Annotated in this window: 18 protein-coding genes and 1 tRNA gene; 11 read left to right on the forward strand and 8 right to left on the reverse strand. The window is 64.9% G+C overall.

Translation table 11 applies throughout. The features are described from left to right. Positions 1 to 505 (forward strand): aminoacyl--tRNA ligase-related protein (locus AAGI46_06980; protein MEM1011950.1); only part of this gene is annotated, 505 nt, incomplete at its 5' end. 4 nt (positions 506 to 509) lie between these two features. On the opposite strand, the gene AAGI46_06985 is transcribed toward AAGI46_06980, so the two are convergent. The 3 genes from AAGI46_06985 to AAGI46_06995 form a co-directional block, all read right to left on the reverse strand. Continuing rightward, positions 510 to 1,493, reverse strand: a complete 984-nt coding sequence (locus AAGI46_06985) for a glycosyltransferase family A protein (protein MEM1011951.1) — start codon at positions 1,491 to 1,493, stop codon at positions 510 to 512. A gap of 83 nt (positions 1,494 to 1,576) precedes the next feature. Continuing rightward, a complete protein-coding gene (locus tag AAGI46_06990; protein MEM1011952.1) occupies positions 1,577 to 2,950 on the reverse strand; it encodes a hypothetical protein in 1,374 nt (457 codons plus the stop codon). Positions 2,951 to 3,075: 125 nt separating this feature from the next. Further along, positions 3,076 to 3,531 (reverse strand): alkyl hydroperoxide reductase, encoded by a 456-nt coding sequence (locus AAGI46_06995; protein ID MEM1011953.1) that lies wholly within the window; start codon positions 3,529 to 3,531, stop codon positions 3,076 to 3,078. Between the two features lie 37 nt (positions 3,532 to 3,568). On the opposite strand from AAGI46_06995, the gene AAGI46_07000 reads away from it, so the two are divergent. The 3 genes from AAGI46_07000 (at position 3,569) to bcp (ending at position 6,787) form a co-directional block, all read left to right on the forward strand. Next, positions 3,569 to 4,726, forward strand: a complete 1,158-nt coding sequence (locus AAGI46_07000) for a Gfo/Idh/MocA family oxidoreductase (protein ID MEM1011954.1) — start codon at positions 3,569 to 3,571, stop codon at positions 4,724 to 4,726. A 204-nt stretch (positions 4,727 to 4,930) separates the two neighbouring features. Continuing rightward, positions 4,931 to 6,265 (forward strand): hypothetical protein, encoded by a 1,335-nt coding sequence (locus AAGI46_07005; protein ID MEM1011955.1) that lies wholly within the window; start codon positions 4,931 to 4,933, stop codon positions 6,263 to 6,265. Positions 6,266 to 6,310: 45 nt separating this feature from the next. After that, on the forward strand, positions 6,311 to 6,787 hold the full coding sequence (bcp, locus tag AAGI46_07010; protein MEM1011956.1) for a thioredoxin-dependent thiol peroxidase: 477 nt from the start codon (positions 6,311 to 6,313) through the stop codon (positions 6,785 to 6,787). A 2-nt stretch (positions 6,788 to 6,789) separates the two neighbouring features. Here bcp and uppS read toward each other — a convergent pair whose 3' ends face one another. Together uppS and cimA are read right to left on the reverse strand one after the other, a co-directional pair. After that, on the reverse strand, positions 6,790 to 7,644 hold the full coding sequence (gene uppS, locus AAGI46_07015; protein ID MEM1011957.1) for a polyprenyl diphosphate synthase: 855 nt from the start codon (positions 7,642 to 7,644) through the stop codon (positions 6,790 to 6,792). A gap of 5 nt (positions 7,645 to 7,649) precedes the next feature. Continuing rightward, the gene (gene cimA, locus AAGI46_07020; GenBank protein MEM1011958.1) at positions 7,650 to 9,257 is read right to left on the reverse strand and encodes a citramalate synthase; all 1,608 of its coding nucleotides are present in this window, start codon (positions 9,255 to 9,257) and stop codon (positions 7,650 to 7,652) included. 320 nt (positions 9,258 to 9,577) lie between these two features. Between cimA and AAGI46_07025 the strand changes: the two genes are divergently transcribed. Beyond that, positions 9,578 to 10,840 carry an HD domain-containing protein gene (locus tag AAGI46_07025; protein ID MEM1011959.1) on the forward strand — a complete coding sequence of 421 codons (1,263 nt, stop codon included), beginning with the start codon at positions 9,578 to 9,580 and terminating at the stop codon, positions 10,838 to 10,840. A 98-nt stretch (positions 10,841 to 10,938) separates the two neighbouring features. Here the strand turns inward: AAGI46_07025 and cyaB are convergent, their stop codons facing one another. Both cyaB and leuS read right to left on the reverse strand, forming a co-directional pair. Beyond that, positions 10,939 to 11,445 (reverse strand): class IV adenylate cyclase, encoded by a 507-nt coding sequence (gene cyaB, locus AAGI46_07030; protein ID MEM1011960.1) that lies wholly within the window; start codon positions 11,443 to 11,445, stop codon positions 10,939 to 10,941. A gap of 137 nt (positions 11,446 to 11,582) precedes the next feature. Further along, entirely contained in the window at positions 11,583 to 14,315 is a 2,733-nt protein-coding gene (leuS, locus tag AAGI46_07035; GenBank protein ID MEM1011961.1) for a leucine--tRNA ligase, read from the reverse strand. A 46-nt stretch (positions 14,316 to 14,361) separates the two neighbouring features. On the opposite strand from leuS, the gene AAGI46_07040 reads away from it, so the two are divergent. From AAGI46_07040 to AAGI46_07050, 3 genes are all read left to right on the forward strand, one after another. Then, a complete protein-coding gene (locus tag AAGI46_07040) occupies positions 14,362 to 14,772 on the forward strand; it encodes a hypothetical protein (GenBank protein ID MEM1011962.1) in 411 nt (136 codons plus the stop codon). 97 nt (positions 14,773 to 14,869) lie between these two features. Beyond that, the gene (locus AAGI46_07045; GenBank protein ID MEM1011963.1) at positions 14,870 to 16,777 is read left to right on the forward strand and encodes a PP2C family protein-serine/threonine phosphatase; all 1,908 of its coding nucleotides are present in this window, start codon (positions 14,870 to 14,872) and stop codon (positions 16,775 to 16,777) included. 64 nt (positions 16,778 to 16,841) lie between these two features. Next, a tRNA-Ala gene (locus tag AAGI46_07050) sits at positions 16,842 to 16,912 on the forward strand. Positions 16,913 to 17,032: 120 nt separating this feature from the next. Here the strand turns inward: AAGI46_07050 and AAGI46_07055 are convergent. Beyond that, positions 17,033 to 18,361 carry an alkaline phosphatase gene (locus tag AAGI46_07055; protein MEM1011964.1) on the reverse strand — a complete coding sequence of 443 codons (1,329 nt, stop codon included), beginning with the start codon at positions 18,359 to 18,361 and terminating at the stop codon, positions 17,033 to 17,035. A 64-nt stretch (positions 18,362 to 18,425) separates the two neighbouring features. Here AAGI46_07055 and AAGI46_07060 point away from each other — a divergent pair, with 64 nt between their 5' ends. The 3 genes from AAGI46_07060 to AAGI46_07070 all read left to right on the forward strand — a co-directional run. Further along, the gene (locus AAGI46_07060; GenBank protein ID MEM1011965.1) at positions 18,426 to 18,914 is read left to right on the forward strand and encodes an SRPBCC family protein; all 489 of its coding nucleotides are present in this window, start codon (positions 18,426 to 18,428) and stop codon (positions 18,912 to 18,914) included. 33 nt (positions 18,915 to 18,947) lie between these two features. Further along, positions 18,948 to 19,925: a sulfotransferase gene (locus AAGI46_07065; protein MEM1011966.1), complete on the forward strand. Its 978-nt coding sequence runs from the start codon at positions 18,948 to 18,950 to the stop codon at positions 19,923 to 19,925. 111 nt (positions 19,926 to 20,036) lie between these two features. Next, positions 20,037 to 20,355 (forward strand): hypothetical protein (locus AAGI46_07070; protein MEM1011967.1); only part of this gene is annotated, 319 nt, incomplete at its 3' end.

Genomic DNA, 20,355 nt, shown 5'->3' on the forward strand with positions numbered 1-20,355 from the left:
CGGCACCTACGGCAAAGACACGGCGGGTCTGTACCGCGTGCATCAGTTCGACAAGTGCGAGCAGGTCGTCGTCTGCCGGGCCGACGAGCAGGAGAGCCGCGAATGGCACGCGAAGATGCTCGGCTACAGCGAGGAAGTCCTCCATGCGCTCGAGCTGCCGTACCGCGTCATTGACGTCTGCACGGGTGATCTGGGCGTCAAGAATGCGTCCATGCAGGACGTCGAGACCTTCATGCCCAGCCGCGTCCGCGACGGCGACGTCTCAACTGGCTACGGCGAGACGCACAGCGCGAGCCGGCTCTACGACTACCAGGCGCGACGTCTGAACCTCCGCTACAAGTCGTCAGATGGCGTGACGAAGTTTTGCCACACGCTCAACAACACAGTGGCCGCGTCGCCGCGGATTCTGATTCCGATCCTCGAGAACTACCAGAACGCCGACGGCAGTGTGACCGTGCCGACGGTGCTCCGCAGCTACATGAGCGGATTGGACAGGATCACCTGACGATTCATCGAGCGCGCTTGGCCAGCAGGACTCGTCGCAACAGGCCCGGCGTCCACGTTGCCACGAGTGGCAAGAGCCATCGTTCGAGGCCCGTCGCTCGGGTCTTGAGCTTCGAAACCGCATCGCGCCTTTGGTCTGCCTTCCCGTGCGTCACGGCAACGCCGAGGTACGCGCGGGCGACGTGCCTGGCAGCGGCTTGCATCAGCGTGCGCTCCTCCTCGCCACGGAACGCATCGAGGTTCTTCTCGATTGCGATCTGGTGGAACCGCTCTCGATCCGGGAGATTCGCACTCAGGTTGTTCGGCTGCCCACTGCGGTACGCACTGGACGCCACTGGGTCGTAGCTCCATGTGTGGCCGGCTGCGAGGAAGCGGAGGAAGAACTCCAGATCGTGCCGACGCGTTTGGGAAACGTCCATTCCGCCGAGGTGAAGCCACGTGCTGCGACGGACAGAACAGGCGGACATGCCCGGGAAGATGTGGCTTCGCGTGTACCACTTGAGGTAGTCAATGCTCCCAAGTCCCCGGCGAACGCTGTGAGCGTTACTCTCGAGGAACGCGGTCTGCGGCAACGGGCGCTTGCGAACCTCGTCGCTGTCAGGGGCGACGTGATCAAAGTGGTAGAGAACTGCGTCGTCGCTGGATTCGGCAACCGCGTCCGCCGTGCGAGCAAGACGATCGGGGTACCAGATGTCGTCGGCATCGAGGAAGACAAGCCAATCCCCCGAGGCCGCCTCCGCTCCAGCGTTTCGCGCACCAGCGGCACCGATACCGCCGGTGCTGACGAGCTGATCGACACCAAAATCCGTCGCGATGTCGGCCGAGCCGTCTTGCGAGCCGTCATCGACGACGATGACCTCGTCCGCTTTTCTGTTCTGGTCTCGAACGCTCTGAAGCGTCGTCGGCAGCCACCGCTCGGAGTTGTGGGCGGGGATGACAACCGAGAGCTTCGCATGATTGTCGGTCGGTTGCCCGCGGTCCTGCGCCATCGTTGCGACACCCTATCGCGGGAGATCCAACGAAACGGGCGTCGGCAGGTGCCGACGCCCGTTGAAGCCGTTGTGTGCTGGGATCAGGCGCTTCTCGACACCGAAACCTCGTCGTCTTCACTCTCGAGGATGTCAACGGCGACCGAGTGTTCGCCATCCTCACCGTGTGCTTCGACGCGGTAGTTAAAATCCTGCTCTTTCGACTCTTCGGAAGGTGACTCGTTGCTGGTGCTGAGCGTCGTGCTGTTCTGTGCGCGACGTGTTTCGTCCGGATTGGTGGTCTGGACAGGCTCTTCATCATCGAGCAACAACTCTCCGGGCGGGACTTCGTCGTCCGGAAGGATGGGTCCCGGCTCATCATCGAAAAGCGGAGTCGAGTTGGTCTGCAATCGGACGTCGCTGGCGAACTGCTGCGTCGCCTGCCACCAGCCATCGCCGCTGTCCCACGCCGAGAGGCCTCGCCAGATCACGACGCTGTCAGCCCGATCGCGAACGAAGTCGAGCTGTGCACGGAAGTCGTCCTGATCAATGGTGTTTGTCGTGTTGTGGTAGACGGGCATCAGGAACGGAATGACCGGCTTCCCGTAAGCCGCAGCCTGCTGAAGATTGTGCTCGGCGTAGACCTCCCAGCTCGTGTGGTTGTCGTAGAACGCGTAGAGCGATGGAACGATGAAGTCCACGGCATCCGCGAGCGGCTGGAGGAATTGGTTGGCCGTTTCCCAGTCGTCGTAGCGCTCTTGCTCTGCGTCGACGCGATCCTGCGCGAGACTGACCGACGACGACCCCGGTACGTCGTTGAGTGCGTCGTTGAGCTGGTTTGTGCGGTTGTGAAGATTGACCGGTGTCCAGTAGTCGCGAACCGGGAACATCCGGTAGATGCCGATCTCAACGTTGGGCCGCTCGTCCTTGGCCCATTCGATGAGCTGGAGGAACTTGTCCATCGTCTCGCGGACCGTCGCCTCGTCTCCCTGATTGATGTCGGTTTCCCAGTGCTCAATGTTGACCACCCACTTGCGGCCCGAATCAGCAGCGGTTCGAGCGGCATCGCGGACCCGATGCTCTGCGACCATGTCGTCCAGCAGGTTGCCGTTCGCGTCTCGACTGAACAGGTCACCGTAAGTGACAAAAATCTCGTCGACGCCCGCATCCACCAGCGACACGTCGCCGGGCAGATTCCGCATCGCTGAGTAGATGCTGAACGAGTCGGCGTTCTGGCCGGAGCCCGAGGTCACGCCCGGGGGCAAAGCCGTGTCGGTGGCAGCTGCCGTGAGTCCACTGCGGACAAAGGCCAGTGCCTCCAGCGGTGAGTGGGTTCCGGCCTTGATGAGGTCGCGAACCTCAGCCATCGTTTCTGCTTGAAAGCCCGACGCCGAAAGGAGTCGTCGCTGTTCGAGGTGTTCCAGCATGGTGACGCCGTGACGCTTGGGTCGATTGGCCGCCGTGGTGTACTTGCTCATGTCGCCCTTGTTCTCCAATTTAACACTGCGTGTGTCAATCCGATCGACGCGTTGACGCCGAGCGCTCCAGCCCGAGGTTTTATCAATCGACACGCGTTGCCGCTAGCCCGAACTATCGCGATTCGTCAAGAAATTGCCTGCTCCTGCTGCTGCCCGTTGATGAACGGCACCAAGACGAACTGCCACACGAACGGCCCCCAGATCGGCCACCAGATCAGGTCGTTGGTGATGATCGTCCAACCCAGCGACGCCGGCAGGGCATCGAGCACAAACGCTCCGTAGACGAAGCCGATCGGGCCGAAAATCTTGCCCAGCAGGGCGATGAGGATGAAAACCGCGAACCGCGATGGGTCTCGCCAGGCAGCCGCGTAGCCGATGGCAAAGACCATCACGAACATGCCGATGCACTGCCAGAACAGGATTCCCACCTGGTCCGTCTCCACGTTTGCCAGGCGCAACGTCATGCTCGGCAGGAAGATGACCACGAGGCCCCAGATCACGTTGTAGATCGCGGCCGCGGCAAAGCTCAGGCGGTAGATCTTGAGCCAGCCCGGGCTCGCAAAGGACGTCGCTTCGATCATGGTCCACGTTACCGCCCGTCGACGCGTAGTTTTCAACATGACGCCGTCCGACAAGCCTGTCGCCGTGGGCCTGCTCGGTCTCGGCAGCATCGGCCGCCGCCACGCCTCGATGATCGCGCGGGAGATTCCGAGCCTGCACCTCGTTGCCGTCCATGATCGGGACGAGTCTGTCGCCCAGCGTGTCGGCGACGAGGTCGGAGCCGACGTCGCACCGACGTCTGATTCGTTGCTGTCGCGCGACGACATTGAGGCCGTTGTGATCGCGACGCCACACTCGCAGCACATCGTCTTCGCCGAGCCGGCCCTGCAGCGTGGCTTGCACGTGTTGGTGGAAAAGCCGGTCGCGATGAGCGTCGAAGGTGCTGGACGCGTGAACCGGGCTTTCGAGGTCGGCCGTCGTGACCGGCCTGAGTTGGTCTTCGCCGCGATGTTTCAGCAGCGATGCATGCCCGTCTGGCAACGCCTGCGCGAAATCGTCCGCGACGAACTCGGGCCGATCCAGCGGTGCAATTGGACGGTCACCGACTGGTTTCGCACGCAGGCTTACTACGACGGCGGGGGCTGGCGTGGGACGTGGAAGTACGAGGGCGGAGGCGTCCTCATGAACCAGGCGCCGCACAACCTCGATCTGCTGCTGTGGATCACCGGGCTCGTGCCGCGTGAAGTCATGGCTGTGACGCACTACGGCCAATTCCATCGCGTCGAGACCGAGGACGAAGTCGCCGCCGTCGTGACATGCGACGCCGCATCCAATTCGGTCGGACCACCGCTGGTGACGTTCGTCACGACCACCGGCGAGGCGCCCGGCACCAATCGCCTTGAAATCGTCGGCGACCTCGGCTCGGCCGTCGCGGAGGACGGGCACATCCGAGTCCGACGCCTCGAGCGCGGCGCGTCCGCCGTCTCCGCCGACGGCCCGCCGGACTTGCGGACCGTTCCGTTTGAAGAACGAATCGAAACGCCGGGCGACACCGGCTCGCCGACCTACGCCGACCAGAAGCCATTCCGTCGCGAACTGTTCGACAACTTCGCTTCGGCCGTGCGGAGCGGCACGTCTCCGATCGCACACGGTTGCGAGGGGTTCGCATCGGTCGAGCTGGCGAACGCCATGCTTCTATCAGGAGATCAGCGTCGTCCGATCACGCTGCCGCTGGACGTCGACGCTTATCAGGATTGGCTTCTAGCCAAGGCGTAGCAGTGACGGATCGGCGTCGATATGTCGAATCGGACGTGCCATTCGTCCGATAAGCCCCAACTCCAGCCCACTTCGCATTGGTGGTCACGATGACGTGTCGACCTTGTACATGGGCCGGCGTTGTTTCGCGTCGGGAGATCAAGCATGACGCCGCCGCTCTATCAACGCACACGCCTTCTCCGGTCGCACGGATGGGTCGTGACCATGGCAGCCTTGCTGTGGGTGGCCGGGTGTCATTCGTCGCCTGAGCCGACACCCGCGGGCGACGTCATCAGCGGTTCGCCGACTGCCGACACCTACGCGTTTCAGGCGTCCGACGCCGATGTCGAGAACGCGCGATTCGACCGGCTCAGTCGCATCGGGCCGGACGAGCCGCTGCTCAGCCGCACAATCAGTGGCGGCTCCCCGACCGACCCGGACCGGGACTTTGACCAGACCGCACCTGCTGCCGGCCCAACCACTCGCGGGGCCATGCCGTCGCGACGCGTCGAACTGGCGGACGGACGCATTCGCCTGATCTGGCATCTCCAGGGTGGCGGCGGGCCAGACGTACGGACCGAGGGTGCGGGCGTCGGGCGTCGCAAGGTCGTCCAGCAGCCGGCTGACACCGGACCGCTGCTGCAGCTGCTCGCGACGGAGCTCGGCCCCGACGGCACGGCCATCGCACTTCCGGCGGACAACCGCATTGTCATCACCTGCAAGCCCGACGCTGAGTCGCGCGTGCTTGCGTTGCTGCAAGACGTCGATCGCCCCGGCAGGCAGGTTGAAATCCGCGCTCGCATCTTCGAGGTCACCCACGGCTACGACTTCCAGCAGGGCGTCCAACTGCTTGCTCAACGCATCGCCGAAGACGGCACACAGACCGCGCTCTCGACCTTCCGAACCGCCGAACTGCTCGAGTCGGTCGCCGGGAATCCGTTCCAGGGTTCGATCGTCAGCGTGATGCAGGTCCTCCAGGAGGTCGGCATCAACCTCGACGCCAGCTTCGAACTCCTCGCCGAGACCGGCCTGATTCGCGTCGTCAGCGAGCCACGCCTGACGGTGTCGGAAGGCGACACGGGTTACCTGCTCGCCGGGCAGGAAGTGCCGATCCAGTCGGCCGACCTCGCGAAGGGCATCCTGACGGCCAAGACGCAGTACAAGCCCGTTGGCGTCCAGCTCTACGTCACGCCGCAGGTCATCGGTGAAGGGCACGTGCGACTGCATGCCCTCAGCGTGGTGAGCAGCGTCTCTGGCTTCACGCCGCTGCCAGCTCTGCAGACCGGTCGGAAAGAGCCGTCACCACTTCTGGTCAACCCCGTCATCGACAGCCGCGAGGCCGAGACGAACGTCACCGTCGGCGACGGCGAGACGCTGGTCATCAGCGGCTTGCGGATGGTGCGGACAACGACCCGCGAGGACAAGGTGCCGGGCCTGGGCGACTTGCCGATCCTGGGCCACCTGTTCAAGAACCACCGGACGCAGCGTCGGATGACGGATCTGTACTTCTTCCTCACACCGCGAGTAGTCGATTCGACGCACGTCGCATCGGCGTGGTGAGGTCGAGCGCTGGCGCGTCGGCGTGATGCGGTTACGTTCCGCCGCATGAGCGATTCGCCGTACCCGCAACCTGGAAAAGCCGCCCCGAAGTTCGACCTGCCTTCGAGCGAGGGCAAGAACCTGAAGCTTGCCGATTTCAAGGGCAAGACGCTGGTTCTCTACTTCTACCCCAAGGCCGACACGCCCGGCTGCACGACGGAGGCCTGCGGCTTTCGCGACAACGCCGACGCGTACAAAAAGGCGGGCGTGCAGGTGGTCGGCGTGAGCCCGGACCCCGTCGCCAAGGTCGAGAAGTTCGCCAAGAAGATCGAGCTCAACTTCCCGCTGCTGGCCGACGAAGACCATGCCGTCTGCGAGGCGTACGGCGTCTGGCAGGAAAAGAGCATGTACGGCAAGAAGTACATGGGCGCCGCCCGAACCACCTTCGTCATCAACGACAAGGGCAAGATCGCCAAGGTCTTCGAAAAGGTGAAGCCCAAGGGCCACGAGCAGGAAGTGCTCGAAGCCATCGAGGCGATGTGAGTTCAGCTTTCGTCGGACGCGTCGACCACCGCGCCGAAGCGGCGCGTGCGTCGGGCGTAGGCCCGAACGGCGTCGAACAGCTCGCTGCGGCTGAAGTCGGGCCAGGTGGCATCGGTGACGAAGATCTCGGCGTAACTGATCTGCCAGAGCAGGTAGTTGCTGACGCGTAGCTCGCCGGCGGTGCGGACGAGCAGATCGACGTCGGGCAGTTCGATGCCCGTGAACCCGCCGCGACGGCCGGTGGTGAGGAACGACTCGAGCATCGCCTCGTCGATGTCATCGGACGACATCCGACCGGCGGCAACTTCAGAGGCGAGGTGACGCGTCGCATCGACCAGCTCCGCCCGGCCGCCATAGTTGAGGGCGAGCGTTACGACCAGGCCGTCGTTCTTAGCGGTCTCGTCGAGCGTTCGGTGGACCTCGTCGAGCACGATCTGCGGCAAGCCGTCGAGTCGGCCGTTCTGGTTGAAGCGGACGTTCTCGCGCATCATCCGCGGACGCTGCTCCCGGAGGAAGGCGACGTACATCTCCATCAGGAACGCCACCTCTTCTGCCGGACGCTTCCAGTTTTCCAAGCTGAAGCTGTACAGCGTCAGGAAGTCCGGCCCGGCGACGCGGTCTCGCAGTCGGCAACACTCGCCGACCAGATCCGGCACGACGGCGGCACCTTCGGCGTGGCCTTCGTGGCGCGGCTTGCCCTGACGCGTCGCCCAGCGTCCGTTGCCATCCATGATCACCGCGATGTGCCGCGGCACCTTCGCCGCGGGTAGGTCCAGCACATCGGCTGGCGCGTGCCACTGGTCAGCGGGGACATCGGCAAGGAACCGTTCCGTCGGCTCGGCAAGAAGGGTCGACACAGGCGTCAGTCTACCGCCGCCTGTTGCTCCTCGACGTGCAAGAGGTGGTATTCATAACCGTCGATGAGCGCTTCCCACGAGGCGTTGATGATGTTCTCGTCCACGCCGACCGTGCCGAAGTACTCGGCCCGTCCGTCGGGGTTGTGTCGCAGGAACTCGATGACGACCCGCACGCGGGCAGCCGTCGCTGCGTCGGAATCGACGACGCGCACCTTGTAATCCTTCAGCGACAGGTCATCGATCGCCGGGTAATGCTCTCGAAGAGCTTTGCGAAGCGCGGCATCGAGTGCGTCGACCGGGCCGTCACCTTCGGACACGTGGTGTTCGACGGCGTCCCCGACGTGGAGCTTGACGGTGGCTTCTGCCACGGTCTGATCGCCGTGGTTTCGCAGGATGACGCAGCGGTAGTGATCGAGCGTGAAATAGTCGCGACGCCGCTCGATCTCGCGACGCAAGAGCAACTCGAAGCTCGCCTCGGCCGCCTCGAAGACGAAGCCCTCGTTCTCGAGATCCTGCACGCGCCCGAGGACGCGGCGTTGGAGGTCGCGATCCTGCTCTACGCCGAATTTTCGGCCGACCTTCTCGGCGATGTTGCTCGCGCCCGAAAGCTCGCTGACAAGGACCCGACGGGCGTTGCCGACCAGCGCGGGATCGATGTGCTCGTAGGTGCCCGCGTGCTTGCGGATGGCGTGGACGTGCATGCCGCCCTTGTGCGCGAAGGCACTCGCCCCGACGTAGGGCTGCCCGCCGATGAGGTTCATGTTGGCTGTCTCGTAAACGAAGCGGCTGATGTCGGTCAGCTTGGTTGCAGCTCCGGGAACAAGAGCGTCGAAGGCTCCGTCGTACTTGAGCAGCAGCGTGGCGATGAAGGGCAGCAGGTCCATGTTGCCGCATCGCTCGCCGACGCCGTTGATGGTGCCCTGGCCGTGGCTTGCACCGGCGTTAACTGAGGCGATGGCGTTGGCGAGCGCGACGCCGCCGTCGTTGTGCGTGTGGATGCCGACCTCGACGCCCGGCAGATGGTCTACGACACGCCGCGTCGCGTCAGCCACGGCGTCGGGCAAGGTGCCGCCGTTGGTGTCGCACAGGCAGACGCAGCTCGCCCCGGCCTCGGCGGCGGCCTGCAGCGTCGACAGGGCGTGGTCGGCATCCTCTTTGAAGGCGTCAAAGAAGTGCTCGGCGTCGTAGACGACCTCCCGGCCACGCTCTTTGGCGAAGCCGACGGTGTCAGCGATCATGTCGCGGTTCTCGGCCGGGTCGACGCCGAGGACGGTCTCGAGCTGGAACCGGCTCGACTTGCCGACGATCGTGATGACCGGCGTCTCTGCGGACAGCAGGGCGTTCGTGCCCGGATCGTCGGCGACTGCGGTGCCGCGACGACGCGTCATGCCGAACGCGGCGATGCGAGCGTGCTTCAGGCCGAGCTTGGGTGCTTCGGCGAAGAAGGCGGCGTCTTTCGGGTTGGACTGCGGGAAGCCGCCCTCGATGACGTCGACGCCGAGGTCGTCGAGCTTCTGGGCGATGGCGAGTTTGTCGTGGAGGCTGAGGTTGAAGCCCTCGCCCTGGGTGCCGTCGCGCAGGGTGGTGTCGTAGATCGTGATGCGCCTGGCCATGCCAGCAGCACTCTACAACCCGCCGACCAGCGCGAGCGCCGACAACCCGGCCACTACCGGCATCAGCGTGCAGGCGAAGATCGTGAGCGAGAACTTCATCGCGTCAGCACGGGTGCGGGGCATGCTTGATGTATCGGACGTGCCTGGCCCATCTCGCCACCGGCAGAGATCGCGAAGGCACGAAGACGCGAAGACAGAAGCGAAGGCTCAAATCGCTGTCAGAGCCCTGGATTCGGTGCGTCAATTCCTTCCTCTTCTTCGCGTCACTCTTCGCACCTTTGCGCCTTCGCGATCTCTGACCAAACCCGTAGCGTTCCCGCGTGGCCAAGAGGCACGAGAAGGTCATTCGCGACCCGGTGCACGACGTTATTGCGTTTCAGCTCGCCGACGAGGCGGACAGGCTGGTGTTTGAGCTGTTGCAGTGCCGGGAAGTGCAGCGACTCCGGCGGATTCGGCAGCTCGGCTTCGCCAGCCTCGCGTATCCCGGGGCCGACCACAGCCGGTACAGCCACAGCCTGGGCGTGTTCGCGACGGCAAGGCAGATTTTGGACCGCCTCGAACGCGACGCCTTCCAATTGCCGCCGGGCGACCGATCGGCGACGCTGGCGGCCGCATTGCTGCACGATCTGGGGCACGGCCCGTTCAGCCACGTCTTCGAACGCGTCAGCGGCATCCACCACGAGGGCGTCACGCGTCGGCTGATCCTCGACGACACGACCGACGTCCATCGCACACTGATCCGCTTCGAGACGACGCTGCCCGAACGCGTCGTGGCCCTGCTCGAATGTCGCGGCCATCAGGTGGCGTGCGACGTGCTGTCGAGCCAGCTGGATGCGGATCGGCTCGACTACCTGCTCCGCGACAACCTCATGACCGGCAGCCGCTACGGCCGGTACGACCTGGGCTGGCTCATCCAGGCCATGACCGTCGCCGAGGATCGGCTGGCGATCCGGCGCAAGGGCGTTTCGGCGGCGGAGGCGTACCTGCAGGCGCGGTATCACATGTACCGGCACGTCTACTTCCACAAGGTCGTCCGCTCGGCCGAGGGCATGGTGACGCTGGCACTCCGACGGGCCAGGCAGCTGATGCTCGATCCACCACGCGGCGACGTGGCGGGCGTGAACGTCGCGCTTCCGCCGGGGAGTGGATCGGTGGCCAAGGTCCTTCGCGGCGACCGTCTCGAGGCGGGCGAATTCGGCGACTTGGACGACGTCAGCGTGCTCAGCTGCTTCAAGGCCTGGCGCGACGGTGGCGATGCGGCTCTGGCTCGGCTGAGTGCCGGACTCCTGGATCGCCGGCTGTTCAAAACGATCGACCTCGCCGACTCTGACGCTCCCGAGGCCGCCGGCCAGACGGTTATCGACCAGCTGGGCGAGACCAACGCCTTCTACGACTCCGCCGCAAATCGCAGTTACGAGCCCGGCCCCGCGGGCATCCGCGTCGAAGGCGGCGTCGACCTGGCAGACGCTTCTCCTCTGGTCCGCTCGCTCGCGAACCTGGGCGACGAAGACCGCTTCCACCGACTCCACGTCGACGCGGAGCACATCGACACCGCGGTCGATCACTTGAATCGGTCGAAGTGAGGTAGCTGCGACCCTGCGGGTCGCAGTCGAGCGTCGACGGTGTTCGGACTGACTGCGATCCGCAGGATCGCAGCTACGTCGGAGTGAGCAGGGGGTCCTCACGCTCGTGCGAGCATCGACGCGTAGCCCTCGGCCAGGCTCTCGTGTCCGTCGAGTTCGAGCGTCTGCAGGACGCACGTGACCGTCGCTTCGTCCGGGCCTTCGACTTCGACGAAGTGCCCGAGTTGCTCAATGTGATCGAGGACGACCTCGCAGCCGTCGAGGGTGAAGGTCTCGCGATCCTTCTCGAAGACGAGCGCCGGTTTGTGGCCCAGCTTGCCGAAGAGCGCAATCGCGGCGTCTGCGTCGCTCGCGTCGAACTCGATCTCCTCCCGTTGCTTGAACTTCCCCGGCTGCCGTGGGCCTTTGAAGGTGATACGCACTCGCGGCTTGCCGGCTTCGTCCGTCTCGTGCCGGACCCGAAGGCCGCTGTCGGGATCGTCGAGACGCAGGTATGTGTTGACCTCGTGAACGCGTTTCACACGTGTCGCTCCCGCGTCCACCAGCCTGGTTCGCACGGGCTCGTGGTCGTCCACACGCACCTTCGCTTCGAGCTCGACAGGCATGCGACATCGTAGTTGCAACACTCCGTCATCCTGAGCGAGCGCAGCGAGTCGAAGGACCTCGTTTTCTCATCGATACGGAACCGCTGCGAGGTCCCTCGGCTGCGCTCGGGATGACGGAGAGGTTTTCCTCGTGACTCCTATCCGACGACGAAGTTGACCATCCGCCCAGGAACGACGACTTCCTTGCGGACCGTCTTGCCCTCAACGTGCGACGCGACTGCTTCGCGTGCCGCAGCCAGGGTGTCGTCCTTGGAGGCATCGGTCGCGACCGTCACCCGGCCACGCAGTTTGCCATTGACCTGCACGGGCAGTTCGACCGTGTCGGCTGCGAGTTTGGACTCATCCGCCTCGGGCCAGCCGGCGAGGACGACGCTGGTTTCCATGCCGAGCGTTTCGCGCCAGATCTCGTCCGCCAGGTGCGGCGCGAAGGGCGACAGCAACAGGGCATAGACCCGCACGAACGGCCTCGGCAGCGTCTTCTCGCGCGCGGCGAGGTTGATCAGCTCGATCAACTCCGCGATGGCCGTGTTGAACCGCAGGCCTTCAACGTGCTCGCCGACGTTGACGATCGCGCCGTTCAGCTTGCGATCGAGCTCCTCCGGCAGGGCGTCGCCCGTGGGCTCGATGTCGACGAGCGTGCGGTGGACCTTGGAGAGGAATCGGCTCATGCCGACGATGTCGCGCGTGTTCCACGGCTTCATCGCCTCCAGTGGGCCCATGTACATCTCGTAGAGGCGAAATGTGTCCGCCCCGTACTCGGCGACGACGTCATCCGGGTTGATGACGTTGCCGCGGGATTTGGACATCTTGTGGGCTTTGGCCTCGACCGCAACGCCGTCGGACTTACGGACGAAGCCGTCGCCGCGTTTTTCGACGTCGGAGGGCTCGATTCTCTCGCCGCCAAGCGAGTACTCGGTCTCGCCCAGGATCATGCCCTGGTTGACGAGCTTCTGGAACGGTTCGGGGGTCGACAGGTGCCCGAGGTCGAAGAGGACCTTGTGCCAGAAGCGGGCGTAGAGCAGGTGGAGCACCGCATGCTCAACGCCGCCGACGTAGAGGGCGACGGGCATCCAGTACTTCTCCTTCTCGGGGTCGACGAATCGCTCTGCGTTCTGCGGATCGAGGTAACGCAGGTAGTACCAGCACGAACCGGCCCACTGGGGCATGGTGTTCGTCTCACGCGTGAAGACATCTCCGTCTTTCTCGACGCGGAGCCAGTCCGTCGCCTTGGCCAGCGGACCTTCGGGGCTGCCGGTGGGCTTGAAGTCGTCCAGTTCCGGCAGCGTGATCGGAAGATCCGCCTCATCGACGGCGTGATGATTGCCGTCGCCGTCTATGAGGATCGGGAACGGCTCGCCCCAGTAACGCTGACGTGAAAAGAGCCAGTCGCGCAGCTTGTAGTTCGTTTTCGCCCGGCCGACGCCTCTGTCGACCAGGAAGTCGATCATCGACGCCTTGGCCTCGGCCATCGGCTTGCCGTCGAGGAAACCGCTGTTGGTCGCGGTGCCGTCGCCGGTGAAAGGCAGGTCGTCCCCACCACCACCTTCGACGACGCGGACGATCGGCAGGTCGAACTTCGTGGCGAACTCGAAGTCGCGCTCGTCGTGTGCCGGAACCGCCATGATCGCGCCGGTGCCGTAACCCGTCAGCACGTAGTCGGCGACCCAGACGGGGATCCTCTCGTCGTTGACCGGATTGACCGCGAACGCACCAGTGAAGACGCCGGTCTTCACCTTGGCGTCGGCCTGCCGGTCGCGGTCGCTCTTGCCGGCGGCCTGGGCGACATAGGCATCGACGGCGGCCTTCTGGTCGGGCGTCGTGATCCGGGCGACCAGCTCGTGCTCCGGGGCCAGGACCATGTACGTCGCGCCGAACAGCGTGTCGGGCCGGGTCGTGTAGACCTCGATCGTCTCGTCGTGCCCGTCGACGGAGAACTCGACGGTCGCGCCGGTGCTCTTGCCGATCCAGTTCCGCTGCATGTCCTTCAGCGAGTCGGACCAGTCCAGTCCGTCGAGGTCTTCCAGCAGACGATCCGCGTACGCGGTGATCCGCAGCATCCACTGTCGCAGCGGACGGCGCTCGACCGGATGCCCGCCGACTTCGGACTTGCCGTCGACGACCTCTTCGTTGGCCAAGGTCGTGCCGAGGGCCGGACACCAGTTGACCGGCACGTCGTCCACGAACGCCAGCCGCTGCCCGTCGATGACGGCCCGACGCTGTTCGTTCGTCAGCTTCTCGAAGTGCCGGAACAGATGGGCCTCGCCCGCGATGGCTTCCATGCCTTCTTGGACCGGGTTCTCGGCGATCGAGCCGTCGGGCGCGACGACGTAGTTGCCGTTGAACAGCTCATTCTCGAGGTGCGCGATCGGCATCGCCTTGTTGGCGACCGGGTCGAAGTAGCTGTTGTAGAGCTGCAGGAAGATCCACTGCGTCCAGCGGTAGTAGCCCGGGTCGGTCGTGTTGACCTCGCGCTCCCAGTCGTACCCGAGACCGAGCATTTCGATCTGCCGGCGGAACGTCTGAACATTCTTCGCTGTCGTCTCATGCGGGTGGACGTTGTTCTTGATGGCGTACTGCTCGGCGGGCAGGCCGAAGGCGTCCCAGCCCATCGGGTGCAGGACATTGAAGCCCTTCATCCGCTTGTACCGGCTGACGATGTCCGTCGCGGTGTACCCCTCGGGGTGGCCGACATGCAGCCCGGCGCCGCTGGGGTACGGAAACATGTCGAGCACGTAGAAGCCGGGCTTGGTCGTGTCGGCAGGGTCATCGGCGCGGTAGACGCGGTCGTCGCGCCAGAGCTGCTGATGCTTCTTCTCGATCTCGGCAAAGGGGTAGGCCATCGCGGTGGGCGAGAGTACGCGTGGATTCATGGTCCAAGCTCAAGTCGGGTCGCGCGGGCGTCCGATACAGAGCGTGATGTTCCGAGCCACCACGTCGCCACCGGCTCACGCCGCCGAGGCACCCACGTTTCCGCGGCTCTCGACGGACGGCACCGCGTGGTCCAAGCCCTCAAACGGCCCCGAACGTCGACGTCGGCTTCGCCGCATCGATCACCGCGGCCTGAAGCTCTTCGATCCCGTCACCGGCAGCTACATGATCGGCCGGACACGCGATACGAGCGACACCGGCATGTGCGTCGAACTTCCCGATCGCGTCCCAGCAAGACAGGGTGAGACGGCATTCGTTCACTTGGCCGACGGTCGTGGGCTGGTGCAGCGGTCAGGCATGATGCCCGTTCGTTACGCGTGGGTCCGCCGGATCGGCAAGACCCTGACATGCGGCCTTGAGATTCTCGCCGCCAGCGACACGATCCGCCGTGCCGCCTGAGAAAACTCGTCCGAATCGCTCGGTCCCGCTTGTTTGACGTTGCGTGGGGCCCGCCCCGTGGCGTTATGCTGCAGCGGCCCAATGTTCCGGGAGCGATTTGGAACGCGCCTTACGTCGTTACATCATCCGCATTCTGGCCGTCCACCTGGCGTTCCTGGTGGTCGCGGTGGCGGTCGTGGCGTGGGCAGGGCAGAGCTTGTACCAGGCGGCTGAGGCACAGGCGGTCAGCCAGGCGATCGATCAGGCACGGAAACCAGCGCGACAGGCGGCGGACGGCGTGCTGCGGCACTTCGGACGCGTGTTCGACACGCTCACCGTCGTCAGCCCCGATTCCCTCGTTGCCGACGAGGCCTCGGCGGGCGATCTCTGGCTCAGTCTGCGTGAGGCTGCTAGCGACGTCGTGTTCATGCGTGTCGACGACGGCTGGGCACGCGAGCTGCGCCGATTCGGTAACGCTCCGGGCCCACGCGTCGCTGAGCGGGCGGACCGACCGGTCGAACTCGATCGGCTGCTCGATGCCGACACGCCGGTGCCAGATGACGTCCGCCGGATCGCGATCCAGGTGGCCGAGCAGTCGCTGCTCGGCAGGTCGACGGCGGTGCTTGGTCCGATCCGGGTCGGGCCGCAAGACGACGAGGCGATGATGCTCGCGACCGCCGTCTCAGCAGAGACCGCTGCGGTGGCAATTGTGCCGACGGCTTATCTCGACCGGGCGTTCCTGTCCCTGAGTCGCGAACCGGGTCGGCTGGAGCTTCTGCTTGCTGATCCGAACGAACGGGAGCTTCTCGTCGGACGCTCGGACGTTGGCTGGCCGGCTTATCTCCAGTCATACGTCGATCGACGACTCGCCGGCGAGACCATGTCGCCGGAGCTCATCGACGGCAAGGCCGACATCGGCGGGGCCGTGTTCGATGGCACGATTCCTGCTGTCGCGATGGCCCGGACGGTCGACTCCAGCGGCAATCGGAGCCTTGCGACGGTCAACCTGGCGGTTGTCGCGCTGCTCAACGGCGAGTCGGCACTCGGCCCGCTCGCGGCGGTGAGCCGGACGGCGGTCCTCTGGGCGGCGGCGGTGATCGCAATCATGACCGCGATCCTCGTCAGCAGCAGCGCGCAGCTGATCCGCGGCAGGCATCGCCTCGAAAACCTTCGGACCGAGATGGTCGAGCAGGAACTGCGTGCCGCGAGGTCGATTCAGCTTCGCTGGCTGCCCGAGGACGGCATTCGCCACGTCGCCGATCGGGACGTTGACGTCGCCGCCGAAAACCTGCCAGCAAGTCACATCAGCGGCGACTTTTACAACTACTTCGAGCTACCCGGTGGCGACGCGGCCGACTGTCGACCGAACCGAACACGACTCGCACTGGTCGTCGGCGATGTCACCGGTCACGGCATGGCGGCGGCATTCCTGATGAGCACCGCCCAGCTACTCGCCGAGGCGGCGCTGCGTCGTGATCCCGACCCCGGTCATGCGCTGGGCCGGGTCAACGCTCAGCTCTCCCGTCAAGCCCACGGCGGGCAGTTTGTGACGCTGCTTCTGTGCGTCCTCGACGCCGACGCGAACGAGCTGTGCCTCGCAGCCGCGGGACATGCCGGTCCGCTGGTCTGCGACGAGCAAGGCCACTGGCGCGAGATCGAGGTGGCCGGCGACCTCGTGGCTGGCGTGATGGAGCAGGTGACCTATGAGACGACGCGTGTCCCGCTCGAAGACGTGCGATCGATGATCCTCTACACGGATGGTGCCATCGAAGCCCAAAACCTGCATGGCGAGCGGTTCAGCCTCGAAAAGCTGTGTGCGGCTCTCGAGGAGCACTTTCCCGCCGGACCGGACGATGCCAAGTCGGCGGTCACGACCGGCCTGCGGATCGTGCGTGACTTTGCAGGCGGAGCCGAATTCGAAGACGACGTGACGTTGCTCGGCGTTCACCTGCAGTCTGTCGAAGACGAACGTGTTGACGACGATGCGGCCGGCAAGCCGCACCAGCCCGTTGCGATGGTCGGTTGACCCTGCCAAGGGCACCACTAGACTGTCGGCCCGCCCGCCTCAGCGTGGGTGAAACCCGGCCTCCGGGGCTATAGTGAAATGGGATCACGTTACCATGGCATGGTAGAATTCCGGGTTCGAATCCCGGTAGCTCCACTCTCCCGACTGGCAGATTCGACGCCCGTCTGACGAACGAAGGTCCGCCCCGGCTCATCCGGGGCGTTTGCGTGGGTGACACGCTCAACAGAACCAGGCCGGCGACTCCGCGCTTTCGCGTCAATCCGTGGAAGGCCGAGTCGTCGGTTCCTGGCTGCCGAAGAGCGTCTGCCGAATGAGTTTCGCGACGTCGGTGTTGTCCATCGAGCCAGCCACGAGGTGCCCGTTGAAGCCCTCGGCTCGGACCAGGATGCCACCGGAGACGTCGTATGCACTGGCCCAGGCGATCGCGAAGGGCAGCCGACGTCCGCTGCGGTCGGCCTGGGCAAGGAAGGGCGTCCCACCGGTGCCCTCGACACCGTCGAAAGGTGCTCCACCGCGATTTTCACTCGGAACCCGAGTGGGCAGCATGTCCTCGTCGCTGACCGTCATGCCGAACGGCCGCATCCCGCCGCCGTCGGAGTCGGCCGTGGTGAACAGCAGGGTTTGCGGGTTGGCCTGGACGAATCGCCGGCAGACCCCCAACGCATCGTCCGACCGCTTCGCGGCGAGGAGGGTGCCGCTGGCGTTCTTGTTGTTGCCGAAGTTGTCGGTCCCTTCCTCCTCGGCGATCAGCAGGAACTGCTGCCCATCACGGCCGAGGATCTCCAGCGCGGCGTCGGTCATCTCCGCGATCGTCGGAGCGGCTGGGTCGTAGAGCGGCAGTCCCAGCTCGCGAAGGGTTTCTTCGGGCTTGTCGTTGAACGTGTGGTGTTCGCTGAAGACGCCCAGGACCTTCTCGGCGTCATCGGGGATGTTGGCGAGTTGCTCCCGGGTCTGGATGACGAGATAACCCATCTCCCGAGCCTCGTCGAGCAGGTTTCGCCCGTCGGTACGTTTGCCCTGGGTGTACAGCCCTTGCGTGCCTTCGGGCAAGAACCACTCTTCTCCGCCGGAGAACATGACGGCCGCGCCGCTGTGGACGAGCTTGTCGACGATCTCCTCGTAGTCGGCGCGGGCGTTGACGGAACTGACGAAGACGGCCGTACCGGGTTCGACCGCGCTGCCGCTTTGAACCAGGCCGACAGGAAGTCCCGCGGCGATGGCCTGCTTGGCGACGCTGAGGGAGCGGCCTTGGTGATCGACGGGTTCGAAACCGTCGGGACCGGCTTCGGTTCGTCCGAATGCGGAGCGTTTGACCTTGACGCCGTACGCGTGGCTGGTTGCACCGCCGTTGCTGCTGGCGGTGAGGTTGTCCGACTGGTGCCCGCGATAGACCGAAATGTGGGGCAGGAGGTCCCATTCCAGGTCGCCGTCCGGTCCGGCGTACAGCATCCTCGCCGCCGCCCACGTGCCCGCACCGGCACCGTCGGGGTGGAAGAAGATCACGCTGCCGCGGTCCCTGGGAACCTCGGCCGACGCGGCAGCGGAACTGACGAGCAACAATGCGACGAGCAGGCGGAGCGGCATTGCCGCACGGTAGTCGCCGGCGCGTTAGCAGCCTGATAAGACCCGTCCGATCTACGGTGTCGCCATGCCGAGGCTGTACATGAAGTCATTGCTCGACGCGCCGCTCGAAGCCGTCTGGGCGTTCCACGAGGACACGAAACGCGGTCTCGAAAGCCTGTCGCCACCTGAAGCCGAGGCCGAGGTCCTCAAAGCCGACAAGCCGGCCGTCGGAGCCGAGGTCATCGTGCGGGCCAAGACGCCGCTCGGCCGGCAGAAGGTCAGAGCCGTCTACCGCGAGTGGGAACCGCCGCACGGGTCTAAGCCGCACCGCATCGCCTACTTCGTCGACGAGGCCAGGATCTGGCCGTTCAGCCAGTGGCGGCACACGCACCGGTTCGAGGAGACCATCGACGAAGGGCAAACCAAGGTCTGGGCCATCGACGACGTTCGCTATGCGCTTCCAATCTGGGCGGGCGGCGTGATCGGAGCCCGCTTCGGTGCCGGGCCGCAGCTGCGGAAAATGTTCAAGTACCGACACGCGAAGCTGCGCGAACTGCTGTGTCGTCGCAGCTAGCTGGAGCAGCGGCTGAAAGGTACCTTTGTGCCGATGGCCGACACGTCGAGCGATGGATCGCTACCCGAACCGCTCCAGCGGCCAGCCTTTCTGGTCGGTGCTGAGCGCAGCGGCACGACGCTGCTGCGATTGATGCTGGATCACCACCCGAAAGTCTCGTGGCTCAGCGAGTTCGGCTTCGCCGTCGATCCGATTGGCCTTGGGATTCGAGATCGCGAGGCCTACGTCGAGGATGTTCGCAACAGTGCCCTGTTCATCTGCGCTGAACTTGAGCTTCGCGAATTCCTCGAGCCGGACGCGTGTGTCATCGACTTCCTGCGTCAGTTCTGGGAGCAGGAGCGGTCGCCGGTCGTCGGGGCGACGTGTCATCGTCACTTCGACGAGCTGCTGCGACTCTGGCCGGACGCTCGATTCGTCCACATTGTGCGTGATCCACGCGACGTGGCACGCAGCCGCATGAAGCTCGGCTGGTCCGGCCATATCTGGCAGGCGGCCGATCCGTGGCTGGACGCGGAGCTGCTGTGGGAACAGTTCGCTCCCAAGCTCGCCGACGATCGGAAGCACGAGTTGATCTTCGAGCGTCTCGTCTCTGAGCCCGAGGCCGAACTGACGCGCCTGGCTGCCTTCCTCGGCGTCGACTATGACCCGGCGATGCTGAGCTACCCGGACGACACGACCTACGAAGCCGTCAACGCCAAGCTCGCCGGTCAGTGGAAGGGCAAGATGAGCGACCGCGATCTTCAGCTCATCGACCAGAAGCTTGGCTCGTGGCTCGATCGCTACGGCTACGAGCGCCACGAGCCGGGCCGCGACGCTTCGACCGGTCCAAGCAAGCTCAAGCTGTTTCAGTTCCGCGTGAAGGACAAGGTCGGTGTCGTCGGGAACGAGATCAAGAAGTACGGCTGGCGGCCCATGCTCGCAAAAGGCGTCGGCCGGCGTCTTCGCATCGCACCGCTACACCGTTGGGCCCACGAGCAGATCAACGCCCGGCACCGCGAGTTGATCCAGTGACGGCTGCTGTTGCATTGACCGCGTCGCCGGTAGGCTCCAGCCAGGCCCGATAAGCGCCTTCCAAGCCGACCTGGCCCACTGGAAGCGTTTCGAGGCCGATTCAGGAGAGACATGCCACGCGATCTTCCTGTTGGTAATGGCCGTTTGCTCGTCACGTTTGACGATCAATATCAGCTGCGCGATCTCTACTTCCCGCACGTCGGCCAAGACAACCATGCCGGCGCAAGCCCTTGCCACTTCGGTGTTTGGGCCGAAATGCCCGGACCCAAGGGACGCAACGAGTCGGCCGGCAAGCTCGCCTGGACGAGCGACGACGGCTTCCAACGACGTCTTCGCTACCTCGATGATGCGCTGACGACGGACGTTGACCTGTGGCACGACGAGTTGCAGATCAGCCTGCACTGCAACGACGTCGTCGACTTCAACCGCA

This window comes from Planctomycetota bacterium, assembly GCA_038746835.1.
GTDB lineage: Bacteria > Planctomycetota > Phycisphaerae > Tepidisphaerales > Tepidisphaeraceae > JBCDKH01.